A 16,136-nucleotide genomic window follows, 5' to 3' on the forward strand; every position below is an offset into this window, starting at 1 on the left:
GAGCGATTCCTTCCTGTTCAGGCTTTTCTTGTCGAGCGGATGCCAGCGCGATCAGTCGTCGCCGTCTTCAGCGGATGCAACCATCGCATTGATTAGGAATTCGGTCAAGCCTTCGACCGGTACGGTCTGCTGAACGTTCTTTTCCCCGTCTCCGCCCGCACCGCGCAGCGCTTTCACGCCCACGGTGCCGTTTGCAACCTCTTCTTCACCGAAGATCACCGCGAACGCGGCGCCGCTTGCGTCGGCCCGTTTCATCTGCGACTTGAAGCTCGCCGGCGCGCCGTCGGCACTGCAGTGGAAGATCACGTCGAGGCCTGTATCGCGCAGGCGCTCGGCCGCAATGAACGCCTGTTCACGCGCGGTCTCGCCCTGGTGCACGACGTACACGTCGACGCCCTCCTGCTCGGGTGCGAGATCCTCTTCCTTCAGCAGCTCGAGGATCCGCTCGATGCCCATCGCCCAGCCGCATGCGGCGGTCGGCTTGCCGCCGAGCTGCTCGATCAGTGGATCGTAGCGGCCGCCGGCTGCGACCGTGCCCTGCGCGCCGAGCTTGTCGGTCACCCACTCGAACACGGTCAGGTTGTAGTAGTCCAGACCACGCACGAGACGCGGGTTGATCTTGAACGGAATGTTGTTCGCGAGCAGCAGGCGCTGCAGCCCTTCGAAGTGCGCGCGCGACTCGTCGCCGAGGAAGTCGATCAGCTTCGGCGCGTTCTGCGCGATTTCCTGCAGCGCGGGGTTCTTCGTGTCGAGCACGCGCAGCGGGTTCGTATACAGGCGGCGCTTCGCATCCTCGTCGAGCACGTCGACGAACTGCTCGAGGTACTTGATCAGTTCGACGCGATGCGCGGCACGCTCTTCGGCAAGGCCGAGCGAGTTGATCTCGAGCTTGATGCCGGTCAGGCCGAGGTCGTCCCACAGGCGCTGGCACATCATGATGATCTCGGCATCCGCATCAGGGCCCGCGAAGCCGAGCGCCTCGACGCCGACCTGATGGAACTGGCGATAGCGGCCGCGCTGCGGACGCTCGTGACGGAACATCGGGCCGATGTACCACAGGCGCTTCGGGCCGTCGTACAGCATGTTGTGCTCGATCGACGCGCGCACGACGGCCGCGGTATTTTCCGGGCGCATCGTCAGGTTCTCGCCGTTCAGCGCGTCGGTGAAGCTGTACATCTCTTTTTCGACGATGTCGGTGACCTCACCGATGCCGCGCGTGAAGAGCTGCGTGTGCTCGACGATCGGCGTGCGGATGTTCTGGTAACCGTATGCGCGCAGCAGCGATTTCACCGTAGCTTCGAAGAACTCCCAAAGGCCGGCATCCTGCGGAAGGATGTCGTTCATGCCCTTGACGCCGGTGAGCTTCTCGATCTTGCGTTTCTGTTCAGTCATCGTGTGTGTGGACGAATTAGTTCGTGGCCTCAGCGCGGCCGTAGTTGCGTTCGACGTAGTCGCTGACGATCTGCTGGAATTCCTCGGCGATCCGCTCGCCGCGCAGCGTCTTGACCTTCTCGCCGTCGATGAAGACAGGCGCGGCCGGGTTCTCGCCGGAGCCCGGCAGGCTGATGCCGATGTTCGCGTGCTTCGATTCGCCCGGGCCGTTGACGATGCAGCCCATCACCGCGACGTTCATTTTCTCGACGCCCGGATACGCTTTGCGCCAGACCGGCATCTGTTCGCGCAGGTAGGTCTGGATCTGCATCGCGAGTTCCTGGAACAGCGTGCTCGTCGTACGGCCGCAGCCCGGGCACGCGATCACCATCGGTGCGAACGAACGCAGGCCCATCGTCTGCAGGATTTCCTGGCCGACGATCACCTCACCCGTGCGCGACGCGCCCGGTTCCGGCGTCAGCGAGATGCGGATCGTGTCGCCGATCCCTTCCTGCAGCAGCACGCCGAGTGCAGCCGTCGACGCGACGATGCCCTTCGAGCCCATGCCGGCCTCGGTCAGCCCGAGGTGCAGCGCGAAGCCGCAGCGGCGGCTGAGTTCGCGGTACACGGCGATCAGGTCCTGCACGCCGCTGACCTTGCACGACAGAATGATGCGGTCGCGGCCGAGGCCCAGTTCGACCGCACGCTCGGCCGAGCCGATCGCCGACTGGATCAGCGCCTCGTACATCACGCTCTGCGCATCCCACGGCTGCGAACGCGCACCGTTCTCGTCCATCATGCGCGCGAGCAGGTCCTGGTCGAGACTGCCCCAGTTCACGCCGATCCGCACCGGCTTGTCGTACTTGGCCGCGGCCTCGATCATCTGTGCGAACTGCGTATCGCGCTTCGCACCCTGGCCGACGTTGCCCGGGTTGATCCGGTACTTCGACAGCGACTCGGCGCAGCCCGGGTAGTCACGCAGCAGCAGGTGGCCGTTGTAGTGGAAATCGCCGACGAGCGGCACGGTCACGCCCATGCGATCGAGCTGCTCCCGGATCGCCGGCACGGCGGCCGCGGCCTCGGGCGTGTTGACCGTGATGCGCACCAGTTCGGAACCCGCGTTCGCGAGTTCCTTGATCTGGATTGCCGTGCCGATCGCGTCGGCCGTGTCGGTATTCGTCATCGACTGCACGCGCACCGGCGCGTCGCCGCCGATCGTCACGAGCTGCCCGCCCCAGCGGACATCCACCGCATGCGATACACGGCGCGGCTTGTGCCCGCCGAACACCGGCTCGGTTGAACAAATCTGACTGCTGCGTGGGGATTGAGCTTCGGATTGCATCGATAGATCCATTTACGCGGAATGCGCCGCAACGCGGCGCATGAATTGAAAAAGCGCCGTGCCCTCACGGCCTGCCGATATCGATGACAGGCCTTCGCCACGGCGCTTGACGTCAGGGCAACGTGAACCGCGCCACATTACCCCGCGCTGCCGAATATTTTGCCGGATCGACAGGTTTTCCGTCGAACGCGATCGCGTCGAGGCCCGCCTTGTTGCCGATCGTGACCTTGAACGGGCCGTCGCCGGCGACCTGCTTCGCCTCGCCGCCGTGCACCAGCCCGGAGAACAGCTCCTTGCCATTCTTGTCGCGCACGCTGAACCAGCTGTCCTGCTTGACCTTCAGTTCGATCATCGACTGGCCGGCCGCAACCACGACGCTCGCCGGCTGGGCCGGTACTGCGGCGCTTGCCGCCGCCGTTGCCAGGGCGGGCTGCGATGCGGCTGCCGTCACGACCGGCGCCACGGGCGCAAGCGCCGGAGCAGCCGACGCAATTGCCGGCGCCGGGGCTGCAGACGCAACGGCCGGGGCCGGAACGTCATTCGCGACTACGGCAGACGCAACGCTCGAGGCCGCCTCTTCGCCGGATGACGACGATGCCGCCGGCGCGCTCGCGGCCGACGCATGCTCAGCATCGCCGCTCTTGAAGCGCGCAAGCAGGCTCGACGAATCGCCGCCAGTGTGCCACATCAGTACGGCAACCACCGCGACGACGACGATCCCCGTACCCCAAAGCCACGGGTGGTGCCGCGACGACCCGCCCAGCGGAATCGACACGCGGCCGCGCGGCAGATCCGTGCCCGACGACGCGGGCATCGACAGATCGACTTCCGGCACGCCGCGCTCACGGCGCAACGCCTGCGCGAACGGTTCGGGATCGACGCCGAGCATCTTCGCGTAGCTGCGCACGACACCGAGCGCGAACGTTACGCCGGGCAAATGGCTGATGTCGCCGGCCTCGAGCGCCCGAAGCTTCTGCGGTGCGACCTTGAGTCGCGCCGACACGTCGTCGACGGTCCAACCCCTCGTTTCCCGAAGCTGCGCCAGTCGGCTGCCGACTGCCGCAAGCGATTCCAACCCTGCCGGTGCCGGCTTCGCGCCATTCGTCTCTGCGCCGTTAGACGGCTGCGGCTCACTCATCCTTGTCCTCGCGTCGATTCTTCTTCACTGGCGGCCGCCACCGGTTCCCGCCGGCCGGCACCCGCAACTGTCCTTACCATGCGCGACGCCGAGGCGCCACGACCGATCGCTATTCGCGTGTTGTACCGCTTAAAGGCCCTGGCATCCCCGGCCAGGCATCCCTGTCAAATCGCCCGAACTTCGATGATCTTTCCTGCTGCGCCCGTCCGTTCCGCGAGGCGCGTGCGGTCCTTCACTGCGCCGGCCAGCTGGCCGCACGCGGCATCGATATCGTCGCCGCGCGTCTTGCGCACGGTCGTGACGACACCCGCGTCGATGAGGACCTGTGCAAAGCGCTTGATCTGCTCCGGCTTCGAGCGGATGAGGCCCGACTCCGGAAACGGATTGAACGGGATCAGATTGAACTTGCACGGCACGTCGCGTGTGACGGCCAGCAGTTCGCGCGCATGCGCTTCGGTGTCGTTGACGCCGTCCAGCATGCAGTATTCGAAAGTGATGAAGTCGCGCGGCGCGACTTTCAGATAACGCTGGCAAGCCGCCATCAGCTCGCGCAGCGGATACTTCTTGTTGAGCGGCACCAGCTCGTCGCGCAGCGGATCGTTCGGCGCGTGCAGCGACACGGCCAGCGCGACCGGCAGCTCGGCGCCGAGGCGGTCCATCATTGGCACCACGCCAGACGTCGACAGCGTGACGCGGCGGCGCGACAGCCCGTATGCGTTGTCGTCGAGCATCAGCCGCATCGCCGGCACGACCGCGCTGTAATTCAGCAGCGGCTCACCCATGCCCATCATCACCACGTTGGTGACGACCCGTTCGGCCTTGCCGTTCGGACCGGGCGCGCGGCCCAGGGACGCTCGCAATGCAAATTCGGCCATCCGGAGCTGGCCGATGATTTCGGCTGTCGACAGGTTGCGGGAAAAGCCCTGCTTGCCCGTCGAACAGAAGCGGCAGTTGACCGCACACCCGGCCTGCGACGACACGCACAGCGTGCCGCGCGTCTCTTCCGGGATGAACACGGTTTCGACCGCATTGCCGTTTCCGACGTCAATCAGCCACTTGCGCGTGCCGTCGGCGGAAACGTGATCGCTGGCGATCTCGGGCATGCCGATCGACGCGCGGCCCTTGAGTTTTTCTCTCAAGGACTTCGCGAGATCGGTCATGCCGTCGAAGTCGCCAGCGTTGTACTGGTGGATCCAGCGCTGCAATTGCTTGGCGCGGAACGGCTTCTCGCCGAGGCTGCCGCAGTACGCGACAAGACCCTCGGCATCGAAGTCGAGAAGATTGACGGAAGTTTCGCTCGTCATGATGTGCTGCCTTGCCGCGTGCGCTGAATCCTGCCTACTTGCTGCCAGCCAGGGCTTAGCGCGAGTAAACGTTCATTTCCGGGAAGAAGAACGCGATTTCGACCGCTGCCGTTTCAGCAGCGTCCGAGCCGTGCACGGCGTTCGCGTCGATGCTGTCGGCGAAGTCGGCGCGGATCGTGCCCTTTTCCGCCTTCTTCGGATCCGTTGCGCCCATCAGGTCGCGGTTCTTCAGGATCGCGCCCTCGCCTTCCAGAACCTGGATCATCACCGGGCCCGAGATCATGAAATCGACGAGGTCCTTGAAGAACGGACGCGCTGCGTGAACCGCGTAGAACTTCTCTGCGTCTGCACGCGACAGGTGTGCCATGCGCGATGCGACGATCTTCAGGCCGGCGCCTTCGAAACGGCTGTAGATCTGACCGATCACGTTCTTTGCCACCGCATCCGGCTTGATGATCGACAGGGTGCGCTCGATTGCCATAAAAACTCCAAAAAATTAAGAAGTTACAGGTTCAAATGAATCCGCTATTGTAGCACGATCCCGTGTATCATTGCGATTGAACCCTTACACGCATGAAAGGTTCAGAATCCATATGTTTTGTGCCGCCCGGCCATTGAAACCTCCCGGCACGGAACGTATCTTAGCCATAGCTGCTCCGGTTTGCTGCGCCGCACACCGCGCGCGCCGAACCGGCCCCGGACGCCCATGCGTTCAATGTTAGGAGAAACCATGAACGACTATCCGTACAATTTCGGCCGCGGCGGTTCCGTCAGCACCGCCGAGGTTCGCAACCGCGTGCTGCGGAACACGTACTGGCTGCTCGCGCTGTCGATGGTGCCGACCGTGCTGGGCGCATGGGTCGGCGTCGCGACGGGCTTCTCGCTGTTCGCGGCCACGAGCCCGATGATGAGCCTGCTCGCGTTCTTCGCGATCGCGTTCGGCTTCATGTTCGCGATCGAGCGGACCAAAAACAGCTCGGTCGGCGTGTTCGTGCTGCTCGGCTTCACGTTCTTCATGGGCCTGATGCTGTCGCGGCTGCTGAGTTTCATCCTCGGCTTCTCGAACGGCCCGTCGCTGATCATGCTCGCGTTCGGCGGCACCGGCATCATCTTCGCCGCGATGGCGACGATCGCCACCGTCAGCAAGCGCGATTTCTCGGGGCTCGGCAAATGGCTGTTCATGGGCGTGATCGTGATCCTGCTTGCATCGGTCGCGAACATCTTCCTGCAACTCCCGGCGCTGATGCTCACCGTGTCGGTACTCGCGATCGCGATCTTCTCCGCCTACATGCTGTTCGACGTCCAGCGCGTCGTGAACGGCGGCGAGACGAACTACATCTCGGCCACGCTCGCGATCTACCTCGACCTGTACAACGTGTTCACGAACCTGCTCGCGCTGCTCGGCATCTTCGGCGGCAACCGCAACTGACGCTCGCTGCACACCATGAAAAAACCGGCCCGCGGGCCGGTTTTTTTACGTCCGTCGCCCGGGGCTCAATCGCGCTCGAACAGCGCGATCGATTCGACGTGCGACGTATTCGGGAACATGTTCACGACACCGGCACCCTTCAGGCGATAACCGGCCTCGTGCACGAGCAGGCCCGCATCGCGCGCGAGCGTCGACGGGTTGCACGACACATAGACGATGCGCTTCGGCAGCGGGCCTTCACCGCTCTGCGCGATCTCGGCCAGCGCCTTCGACACCGCGAGCGCGCCTTCGCGCGGCGGGTCGATCAGGAACTTGTCGAACGCGCCGAGCGCGCGGATGTCGTCGCCCGTCACTTCGAACAGGTTCCGGCACGCGAACGTCGTGTGGCCGTCGACACCGTTCTCGCGCGCATTCGCCAGCGCGCGCGTCGTCAGCGTGTCGCTGCCTTCGATGCCCATCACCTCGCGCGACAGCCGTGCGAGCGGCAGCGTGAAGTTGCCGATCCCGCAGAACAGGTCGAGCACGCGGTCGTCGCGCGACGGGGCGAGCAGGCGCAGCGCGCGGCCCACCAGCACGCGGTTGATCTGATGGTTGACCTGTGTAAAGTCGGTCGGCTTGAACGGCATGCGGATGCCGAATTCCGGCAGCGTGTAATCGAGCGACACGTCGAGCGGATAGAACGGCGTCACCGTATCAGGGCCCTTGGGCTGCAGCCAGAACTGCACCTTGTGCTCGTCCGCGAACGCGCGCAGCAGCGCTTCGTCGTCCGCGTTGATCGGCTCCAGCACGCGCAGCACGAGCGCCGTCACCTCCGAACCGACCGCTAGTTCGATCTGCGGCATCCGATCGCGAATCGACAGCGCCTCGACGAGCCTGCGCAGCGGCACGAGCATCGCCGACACGTGCGGCGGCAACACTTCGCAACTCGTCATGTCGGCAACGTAGCTGCTCTTCTTCTCGTGGAATCCGACCAGCACGCCGCCCTTCTTCGCGACGTTGCGCACGGTCAGGCGTGCGCGGTAGCGATAGCCCCACGACGGGCCATGGATCGGCGCGAACATCGTTTCCGCGCGCAGCTTCGCCAGGTGCCACAGATTGTCTTCGAGCACACGCTGCTTGACCGCCACCTGGGCGCGCATGTCGAGATGCTGCATCGAGCAGCCGCCGCAGGTGCCGAAGAACGCGCATTTCGGCTTCGTGCGCATCACGCTCGGGCGCAGAATGTCGACAACCGTCGCCTGCTCGTAGCTCGGCTTGCGACGAAAGCTCGAATAGGTCACGCGCTCGCCCGGCAGCGCACCCTCGACGAAGATGACCTTGCCCGGCTCGCCGTCCTCGGTAATCGTGCGGCCGACACCGCGCGCTTCCATGTCGAGCGATTCGATCTCGAGGACCGGGGCGATTCCGGGCGCGACGGGCGCATTTCTTGATTTGCGCGCAGAAGTGGGGACGGCTTCGGACACCAGCTTTTCCTGACAAACGTTGAAGAAGGCGAGATTGTAGACGACGCAGGCCCGCATCGCCCGCTTTGCATGCGCCAAGCGTCGATACTTGAGCATAGACGGCCCGGCATTGCGCCGAAACGGCCAGACAGACGGCCCGGGAGCACCCGTGGCCGCGCGTGGCCCGTCGCGCCGACTCACAAGCGGCTCCGGGCCCGAGATCCGCCCCACAGGAGATTCGACCATGCAGCTGATTGACTGGAACATCCAATGGGGTCGGGACGCGGACGGCGGCGTCGATCTTTCGCGCACCGTCGCCGCGATCCGCGCGCTCGGCGACTTCGACGTGCTGTGCCTGCAGGAAGTCACGCGCGGCTTTGGCGCACTGCCCGGCGGGCCCGGTGCCGACCAGTTCGCCGAACTCGCGGCACTGCTGCCCGGATATACGATCGCCGAAGCGATCGGTGCCGACTTGCCGCCCATCGAAACCGGCGCACCGCGCCGCCAGTTCGGCAACGCGATCGCAACCAGGCTGCCGGTCAGGCGCGTGCTCCGCCAGTTGCTGCCTTGGCCGGCCGACGCCGGCGCGCCGTCGATGCCACGCGTCGCGCTCGACGTCGAGATGCAGGCGCCCTTCGGGCCACTGCGGGTGGTCACCACGCATCTGGAATATTATTCGGCGCGCCAGCGGCTCGCCCAGGTCGACGCATTGCGCGACCGGCACCACGAGGCCTGCGCGCACGCGGCACGACCGGCGCCTGCCGAAACCGCCGAGGGGCCGTTCAGCGCGACCGGCCAGCCGTGCGATGCGATCGTTTGCGGCGACTTCAACAGCGCGTTCGGCAGCGACGCCTATTGCCGATTCCTGGAGCCGATCGCAGAGGCGCCGCGCTTCGTCGACGCATGGATAGCACGACACCCCGGCCGCCCGCCACCGCCGACGGCGGGTGTCTACGATACGGTGCAATGGTCGGAGGGGCCGCTCACGTGCGACTTCGTGTTCGTGACCGATACGCTGGTGCCACGCGTCACGCGCTGCGAGATCGACGGCGACGTGCGCGCGTCCGATCACCAGCCGGTGCTGCTCGAACTGGCATGATCGCGCCACCGTCCGCGGCGCACCCGGCCCGCGCTACGAGTCGAAACCGGCCAGGTATTCGGCCCAGTGCGACGCAGGCTCCTGCGCAAGCGAGTTCTTCACGAGCAGGATCTCGTCCGCATACTCGCTCGGCGTCAGGCCGCCGCGCATCAACTGAAACCGGCAATACAGCAGGTAGGTATTGACGACGTCGGTTTCGCAATAGTTGCGGATTTCCTCGATCCGCCCGGCCTGGAACGCCGGCCAAACCTGGCTGCCGTCCATGCCGAGTTTACCCGGAAAGCCACACATCTTCGCGAGCGCGTCGAGCGGCGCGTTCGCGCGCGCCTGGTACATCGCGAGCACATCCATCAGGTCGGTATGCCGCGAGTGGTAACGCGAGATGTAGTTGTTCCACTTGAAATCGCGGTCGTCCTCGCCGAGGTCCCAGTAGCGGCTCGCGGGAATGCCGTGCACGAGCGCGCGGTAATGGAGCACCGGCAGATCGAAGCCGCCGCCGTTCCACGACACGAGCTGCGGCGTGTATTTCTCGATCACGCGGTAGAACGACTGGATCAGCGTCGCCTCGTTGTCCTGCGGCGTGCCGAGCGAGCGCACGCGAAACCCGTTGTTGTCGCGAAACACGCACGAAATCGCCGCGATGCGCTGCAGGTGGTGCGGCAGGAAATCGCCGCCGGTCTTCTCGCGACGGGCCGCGAATGCATGTTCGGCCACCGCGGCATCGTCGAGCGTCGCGGGCAGGTCTTCCAGACGGCGAATGCCGTCGACATCGGGAATCGTCTCGATGTCAAATACAAGAATCGGAGTCATCAGTTACAGAACGGCGTCCTTGCGCACACCGTTGGAGGCAAAAAACCGCTTGAGGCGCACCAGCGCTTCCTGCTGGATCTGGCGCACGCGCTCGCGTGTAAGCCCCATCTCGTCGGCCAGTTCCTCGAGCGTGGCCGGTTCGATGTGGTTCAGGCCGAAGCGGCGCTCGATCACATGCCGATGCTTGTCGGACAGCCGCGACAGCCACGCGCGCGTCAGCGTCTCGAGCTCGCGGTGCTGCACCTCCGCGTCGGGCGACTGGCTCTGGTCGTCGGGCAGCAGGTCGAGCAGGCTGCTCGCGGGATCGAGGTCGAGGGGTGCGTCAAGCGACGCCGTGTGCTCGTTGAGCGCGAGGATATCGGTGACTTCCTCGGCGGTCTTGCCGGTGAGATAGGCGATGTCGTCGATGCTGGCTTCACGGCGCTCGGCCGCCTCGCCCGTCGACATCGAGTTCTTTTCGAGGTGGCGCTTCGCGCGCAGCACCTGGTTCAGTTCGCGGATCACGTGCACGGGCAGGCGCACCGTGCGTGCCTGATTCATGATCGCGCGCTCGATGCTCTGCCGGATCCACCACGTCGCGTAGGTCGAGAAACGAAAGCCGCGCGTCGGGTCGAATTTTTCGATTGCATGCATGAGGCCGAGGTTGCCTTCCTCGATCAGATCGAGCAGCGGCACGCCACGGTTCAGATACCCCTTCGCGATGCTGACGACGAGACGCAGGTTGCGCTCGATCATCACCTGCCGCGCCTCGAATTCGCCGGCCTTGGCCAGACGCGAATAGCGCTGCTCCTCCTCGACGGTGAGCAGCGGCTTCACGCTGATGCGGTTCAGGTAATGCTGGATCGTGTCGGCCGTGAGCTCGGCCTGCAGCAGCGTGCGGAAATCGTCGACGTCGGGCGCCGCCTCGGCGCGGCCTTCGCGCTCGTCGTCGCCGCCTTCAGCGTCAGAGTCGCGTGCCTCGAGGTCACGCTCGTTTTCCGCGACGTCGTCTTCGTCGTCCGTCGAAGCACCAACTCGCCCCACCGATGCTTGCGTGGCACGACTGATCTTCTCAGACTCGGCTTGCGGCTCGTGGCGCTTCGATTTCGGCATGGTCGTCTCGGTTATTGAGGCGGCAAATACTTCAGCGGATCGACAGGTTTACCCTGCCGGCGAACCTCGAAATGCAGCATCACGCGGTCGGAATCGCTGTTCCCCATCTCGGCGATCTTCTGCCCCTTCGTTACCGCGTCCCCCTCTTTTACCATCAAAGCGCGATTGTGTGCATACGCCGTGAGGTAAGTTGCATCGTGCTTGATGATAATGAGGTTGCCGTAGCCGCGCAGACCATTACCGGAGTAGACGACGCGACCGTCAGCCGCCGCCTTCACGGTCTCGCCGGCCGACCCGCCGATATTGACGCCCTTGTTCTTCGCGTCATCGAAACCGTTCAGCACGGGACCGCGTGCGGGCCATGCGAACGTCACGGGGCCGCTCGGCGCGGCTGCCGTATCGCTCGATGCGGCTGCGGCGGCAGGCGGCGTCGCGACCGACGACGACGTACCGGCGGCCGGCGTTGCCGGACCGCTGCTGAGCGGCGCGGTCGCAACGGCGGCGCCCGCGATCGGCGCGGCGACCTGCGTGCCCGCAACGGCGGCACCGGCCTGCGGCGAAACGCGCAGCAGCTGGTCGACTTCGATCTGGTTCGGGTTCGCCAGGTTGTTCCACGCGGCGATGTCGCGATAGTTCTGCCCGTTTTCGAGCGCGATCCGGTACAGCGTATCGCCCGGCTTCACCCGGTAGTAACCCGGCGGCGCCGGGGGGAGCGGCGCCGCGGGCTGCGCGGTGCCGGTCGTGCCGAGCGAACCGGAGCGATCGACGACGGGCGCGTTGTCGAGCCGCGTCGCACAGGCGGCCAGAAGCGTGGAGAACGCAGCTACGCAGATCGCCCGCTGGGCGAGCGTGAGCGGTTCCCTGGAACGGTTGTTTTGCATCGCGCGCAACATACTCATCGGTTTCAAATTACTCCGGATTTTAAAGGGACAAAGAAAACGCGATCAAGCCGTGACGCTCGCCATTGCGCGTGCGCGACGCGCTCGACGAGCGTGAGTACCTGGTGCTGCCCGCTCTGCGCACCGACCGGCGCGACGAGCCGCCCGCCGATCGCGAGCTGTTCGAGCAGCGCCTGCGGCACGTCGAGCCCCGCCGCCGCGATCACGATCGCGTCGAACGGGGCCGCGGACGGCAGGCCGACACGCCCGTCGCCGTAGTGCAGACGGATGTTCGGCACGCGCAGCGGCCGCAGGTTCAGCTTCGCGCGCTCGTAGAGCGGCTTGATGCGTTCAATCGAATACACGTCGCGTGCCACGTGGCTCAGCACGGCGGCCTGATAGCCGCAGCCCGTGCCGATCTCGAGGACGCGCTCGAGCGTGCGGCCGGCCATCGCGAGCTCGATCATGCGCGCGACGACCGACGGCTTTGATATGGTCTGCTGGTGGCCGATCGGCAACGCCGAATCCTCGTAAGCCTGCGTCGCGAGCCCCGGATCCACGAACATGTGTCGCGGCACCGCGGCCATCGCTTCCAGCACGCGCGCGTCGGTCACGCCGTTCGCGCGCAGCCGTTCGACCATCCGTTCGCGCACGCGTTCCGACGTAAGCGCGAACGCGCCGGCCGGTGCGACACTCGGCGCGGCCGGCTTCGGCATGGCGGGCTTCAGCGCGGTCGGCTTCGGTACGGTCGCGGGCTTCGCCGCGGCGGAGCCGGGCAATGCCGCCCGCGCCACAGCAGGCTTCACCGTAACCGGTTTCAGCACGCCTGCCGGCTTGTCGGCTGCCTTCGATGCCGCGACCGCCGCATGGCGTTCGCCGGCCCGACCTTCCGACTTGCGTGGCGCTCGCTTGAGATCTTCGAGCGCGAGCGGGAACCGCTTCGCGCGCTCGCCGCTCATGAAGCCCGCCCTCCGGCGCGCGCCCATTCGCGCGTCGCGGGCAGCATCTGCGTATGCGTGAGGTCCAGCTGCAGCGGCGTGATCGACACGAAACCGTTTGCCACTGCGTGAAAATCGGTGCCGTCGCTGGCGTCCAGCGCTTCACCCGCCGCGCCGATCCAGTAGATCGTTTCACCGCGCGGGTCGGTCTGGCGAATCACCGGCTGCGACGGATGACGCTTGCCGAGTCGCGTGACCTTCCAGCCTTTCAGTTCGTCGTACGGCAGGTTCGGAATATTGACGTTGAGCAGCGGCTGGCCCGGCAGCGGATGCGCGAGATAGTGCTCGACGATTTCCGCGGCGACGCGCGCTGCGTCCGCCAGATGGGCCCAGCCCTTGTCGACCAGCGAGAATGCGATGGCCGGCACGCCGAACATGATGCCTTCGGTAGCGGCCGCAACTGTCCCCGAATAGAGCGTGTCTTCGCCCATGTTCTGGCCGTTGTTGATCCCGGAAACGACGAGGTCCGGGCTGGCGTCGGCCATCCCCGTCAACGCGACGTGTACCGAATCGGTCGGCGTGCCGTTCACGTAGAAGAAACCCGTACTCGCCGCGCGCTGCACCGACAGCGGCCGCGACAACGTGAGGGAATTCGATGCGCCGCTGCAGTTCTGCTCGGGCGCGATCACCGTGAGCTCGGCCAGCGGCTGCAGCGCGTCGCTGAGCGCCGCGAGACCGGGGGCGAGATAGCCGTCGTCGTTGCTGAGTAGGATTCGCATCCGGCGATTGTAACCGAGGAAAGATGGCGCGAGAGCGACAGTCCGGCGACTGCGGACGGACGATTGCGGGCCCCCGGACACGCCGCGCCGCCGCGTTGCGCTGCAGCGTTCTGCGTGCTCGGGAAAACACCGCGCCGCCCCGGGTTTTCACCACCACCGCGGCCCCGTTGGGGAATGCGCCGTTCCAGGAGCCTGACGCGAAGCGACAGGCCCGAGGGGGCTCAAATCGCGCCAGCGTCGCGCAGTGCGGCAATCGCCTGCGCGTCGTAGCCGAGACCGCGCAGCACCTCGTCCGTATGCTCGCCGAGTTCGGGCCCGAGCCAGCGTGTTTCGCCGGGCGTGTCGGACAGCTTCGGCGTGATGTTCGGCAGCGGAATGTCGGTGCCGTCGGCCAGCTTGAAGCGCTGGATCATCTGCCGCGCGACGAACTGCGGATCGGCGAACATGTCGGCGGCGCTGTAGATGCGCCCGGCCGGCACGTCGGCCGCGTTGAGCATGACGAGCGCTTCTTCGATCGTACGCGGCGCAAGCCACGCGGCAATCGCGTCGTCGATCTCCTGCGTGCGCGGCACGCGTCCGTCGTTTTGCGCGAGCGCGGGATCGTTGGCGAGGTCGTCGCGCTCGATCGCCTTCATCAGCCGCTTGAAGATCGGGTCGCTGTTGCCGCCGATCACGATGCTGCCGTCGCGGCACGCATACGTATTCGACGGCACGATGCCCGGCAGCGACGCGCCGGTACGCTCGCGCACCATACCGTACACGCCGTATTCGGGCACCACGCTTTCCATCATGTTGAAGACGGCTTCATACAGTGCAACGTCGACCACCTGCCCCGCACCGCCGTTGACCTTGCGGTGATGCAGCGCCATCAGCGCGCCGATCACACCGTGCAGCGCGGCGATCGAATCGCCGATCGAGATGCCGATGCGCGGCGGCGGCAGTTCGGGATAGCCGGTGATGTGACGCAGCCCGCCCATCGATTCGGCGATCGCGCCGAAGCCGGGCCGGTCGCGGTACGGGCCGGTCTGCCCGTAACCGGACAGGCGCACCATCACGAGGCCCGGGTTGTCGGCCGACAGCACGTCGTAGCCGAGTCCGAGCTTTTCGAGCAGGCCCGGGCGGAAATTCTCGATCACGATGTCTGCCTCGCGCGCAAGTTGGCGCGCGATCGCCTTGCCGGCGTCGGCTTTCAAGTTGAGCGTGACCGATTTCTTGTTGCGCGCCTGAACGGACCACCACAGCGACGTGCCGCCCTGCTCCGGATGGAGCTTGCGCCACTTGCGCAGCGGGTCGCCCCCGTTCGGATCCTCGATCTTGATCACTTCCGCGCCGAATTCGGCGAACAGCCGCGACGCGAACGGCCCCGCGATCAGCGTTCCGAATTCGAGCACTTTGACGCCCGCGAGCGGACCCTGGCTGGTGCTCATGTGTCTCCCTGGCATGAGGAACGGCGCCGCCTGCCGGCGGCGCCCTGCTTACATCGTGCGGCGGTCGAGCATCGCGCGGGCGATGGTGCCCGCGTCGACGTATTCGAGCTCACCGCCCACCGGCACGCCGCGAGCGAGGCGCGTGACCGCGAGCCCGCGCGCCTTCAGCGTCTGCCCGAGGTAGTGCGCGGTGGCTTCGCCTTCGTTCGTGAAGTTGGTCGCGAGCACGACTTCCTTGACGACACCGTCGGACGCGCGCCGCACGAGGCGGTCGAAATGGATTTCCTTCGGACCGATCCCGTCGAGCGGGCTCAGCCGACCCATCAGAACGAAATACAGCCCGCGGTAAGTCATCGTCTGCTCGAGCATGATCTGGTCGGCAGGCGTCTCGACGACGCACAGCAGCGTCGGATCACGCTCTTCGTCGCTACAGACCTCGCAAATCTGCGCTTCGGTGAACGTGTTGCACTTCTCGCAGTGCTGCAGGTGCTCGGTCGCGAACAGCAGCGACCGGCCGAGCCGCTCCGCGCCCTCCCGATCGTGCTGCATCAGGTGGACCGCCATGCGCTGCGCGGATTTCGGCCCGACGCCGGGCAGCACGCGCAACGCTTCGACGAGAGCGGACAGGGCGGACGGCTGTTTCATACGGGGGTAAAAAGTGGCACGGGCGCCGCGCTCAGAAAGGCAGCTTGAAGCCCGGGGGCAGCGGCAGGCCCGACGTCATGCCGCTCATCTTTTCCTGCGACGTCGCTTCGGCCTTGCGCACGGCATCGTTGAACGCAGCCGCGACGAGATCCTCGAGCATGTCCTTGTCGTCCGCGAGCAGGCTCGGGTCGATCGACACGCGACGCACTTCGTTGCGGCACGTCATCGTCACCTTGACGAGGCCGGCGCCCGACTGCCCTTCGACTTCGATCAGCGCAAGCTGCTCCTGCATCTTCTTCATGTTTTCCTGCATTTGCTGCGCTTGCTTCATCAGTCCGGCGAGGTTGCCTTTCAACATGGGAATACTCCTTCTTGATCGTGTGAAAACCGGCACGCGGCGCGTGCCGGCCTATGTGTGGGCGTGATTGTGCCTGTCGCGGGG

The 16,136-nt window shown here is 65.8% G+C and carries 16 protein-coding genes; 2 read left to right on the forward strand and 14 right to left on the reverse strand.

The features are described 5' to 3' along the window. Positions 1 to 51 precede the first annotated feature (51 nt). The 5 genes from hisS to ndk all read right to left on the reverse strand — a co-directional run bounded on the left by hisS (position 52) and on the right by ndk (position 5,636). Complete coding sequence (gene hisS / locus C5O79_RS30265) at positions 52 to 1,392, reverse strand: histidine--tRNA ligase (RefSeq protein ID WP_046545850.1); 1,341 nt, start codon at positions 1,390 to 1,392, stop codon at positions 52 to 54. A gap of 16 nt (positions 1,393 to 1,408) precedes the next feature. After that, a complete protein-coding gene (gene ispG, locus C5O79_RS30270) occupies positions 1,409 to 2,713 on the reverse strand; it encodes a flavodoxin-dependent (E)-4-hydroxy-3-methylbut-2-enyl-diphosphate synthase (protein WP_046545851.1) in 1,305 nt (434 codons plus the stop codon). Positions 2,714 to 2,825: 112 nt separating this feature from the next. After that, positions 2,826 to 3,851: a helix-turn-helix domain-containing protein gene (locus C5O79_RS30275; protein ID WP_122473998.1), complete on the reverse strand. Its 1,026-nt coding sequence runs from the start codon at positions 3,849 to 3,851 to the stop codon at positions 2,826 to 2,828. A gap of 164 nt (positions 3,852 to 4,015) precedes the next feature. Beyond that, positions 4,016 to 5,155: a 23S rRNA (adenine(2503)-C(2))-methyltransferase RlmN gene (rlmN, locus tag C5O79_RS30280; protein ID WP_046545853.1), complete on the reverse strand. Its 1,140-nt coding sequence runs from the start codon at positions 5,153 to 5,155 to the stop codon at positions 4,016 to 4,018. Positions 5,156 to 5,210: 55 nt separating this feature from the next. Further along, positions 5,211 to 5,636, reverse strand: a complete 426-nt coding sequence (ndk, locus tag C5O79_RS30285; protein ID WP_006478674.1) for a nucleoside-diphosphate kinase — start codon at positions 5,634 to 5,636, stop codon at positions 5,211 to 5,213. Between the two features lie 249 nt (positions 5,637 to 5,885). On the opposite strand from ndk, the gene C5O79_RS30290 reads away from it, so the two are divergent. Beyond that, positions 5,886 to 6,584, forward strand: coding sequence for a Bax inhibitor-1/YccA family protein (locus C5O79_RS30290; RefSeq protein WP_039360273.1), 699 nt, complete (start codon positions 5,886 to 5,888; stop codon positions 6,582 to 6,584). Between the two features lie 65 nt (positions 6,585 to 6,649). On the opposite strand, the gene rlmD is transcribed toward C5O79_RS30290, so the two are convergent. Further along, positions 6,650 to 8,047, reverse strand: coding sequence for a 23S rRNA (uracil(1939)-C(5))-methyltransferase RlmD (gene rlmD, locus C5O79_RS30295; protein ID WP_082138578.1), 1,398 nt, complete (start codon positions 8,045 to 8,047; stop codon positions 6,650 to 6,652). Between the two features lie 223 nt (positions 8,048 to 8,270). Here rlmD and C5O79_RS30300 point away from each other — a divergent pair, with 223 nt between their 5' ends. Further along, positions 8,271 to 9,125, forward strand: coding sequence for an endonuclease/exonuclease/phosphatase family protein (locus C5O79_RS30300; RefSeq protein WP_122473999.1), 855 nt, complete (start codon positions 8,271 to 8,273; stop codon positions 9,123 to 9,125). Between the two features lie 33 nt (positions 9,126 to 9,158). On the opposite strand, the gene C5O79_RS30305 is transcribed toward C5O79_RS30300, so the two are convergent. From C5O79_RS30305 to C5O79_RS30340, 8 genes are all read right to left on the reverse strand, one after another. Beyond that, the gene (locus C5O79_RS30305; protein WP_122474000.1) at positions 9,159 to 9,935 is read right to left on the reverse strand and encodes a 3'-5' exonuclease; all 777 of its coding nucleotides are present in this window, start codon (positions 9,933 to 9,935) and stop codon (positions 9,159 to 9,161) included. A gap of 3 nt (positions 9,936 to 9,938) precedes the next feature. Beyond that, positions 9,939 to 11,027, reverse strand: a complete 1,089-nt coding sequence (gene rpoS, locus C5O79_RS30310) for an RNA polymerase sigma factor RpoS (protein ID WP_046545856.1) — start codon at positions 11,025 to 11,027, stop codon at positions 9,939 to 9,941. Between the two features lie 11 nt (positions 11,028 to 11,038). Next, positions 11,039 to 11,926: a peptidoglycan DD-metalloendopeptidase family protein gene (locus tag C5O79_RS30315; RefSeq protein ID WP_069248110.1), complete on the reverse strand. Its 888-nt coding sequence runs from the start codon at positions 11,924 to 11,926 to the stop codon at positions 11,039 to 11,041. A gap of 5 nt (positions 11,927 to 11,931) precedes the next feature. Continuing rightward, positions 11,932 to 12,864, reverse strand: a complete 933-nt coding sequence (locus C5O79_RS30320) for a protein-L-isoaspartate(D-aspartate) O-methyltransferase (protein ID WP_122474546.1) — start codon at positions 12,862 to 12,864, stop codon at positions 11,932 to 11,934. Then, positions 12,861 to 13,622, reverse strand: coding sequence for a 5'/3'-nucleotidase SurE (surE, locus tag C5O79_RS30325; protein WP_046545857.1), 762 nt, complete (start codon positions 13,620 to 13,622; stop codon positions 12,861 to 12,863). The genes C5O79_RS30320 and surE overlap by 4 nt, the downstream gene beginning before the upstream one ends. Before the next feature lie 221 nt (positions 13,623 to 13,843). Further along, positions 13,844 to 15,049, reverse strand: coding sequence for a CaiB/BaiF CoA-transferase family protein (locus tag C5O79_RS30330; RefSeq protein WP_122474001.1), 1,206 nt, complete (start codon positions 15,047 to 15,049; stop codon positions 13,844 to 13,846). Between the two features lie 48 nt (positions 15,050 to 15,097). Beyond that, complete coding sequence (recR, locus tag C5O79_RS30335; RefSeq protein WP_006478665.1) at positions 15,098 to 15,694, reverse strand: recombination mediator RecR; 597 nt, start codon at positions 15,692 to 15,694, stop codon at positions 15,098 to 15,100. Positions 15,695 to 15,725: 31 nt separating this feature from the next. Further along, complete coding sequence (locus C5O79_RS30340; protein WP_006482124.1) at positions 15,726 to 16,052, reverse strand: YbaB/EbfC family nucleoid-associated protein; 327 nt, start codon at positions 16,050 to 16,052, stop codon at positions 15,726 to 15,728. Positions 16,053 to 16,136: the final 84 nt, after the last annotated feature.

The sequence above is a fragment of the Burkholderia sp. SRS-25 genome, assembly GCF_004343765.1.
GTDB classification, from domain to species: Bacteria; Pseudomonadota; Gammaproteobacteria; order Burkholderiales; family Burkholderiaceae; genus Burkholderia; species Burkholderia contaminans.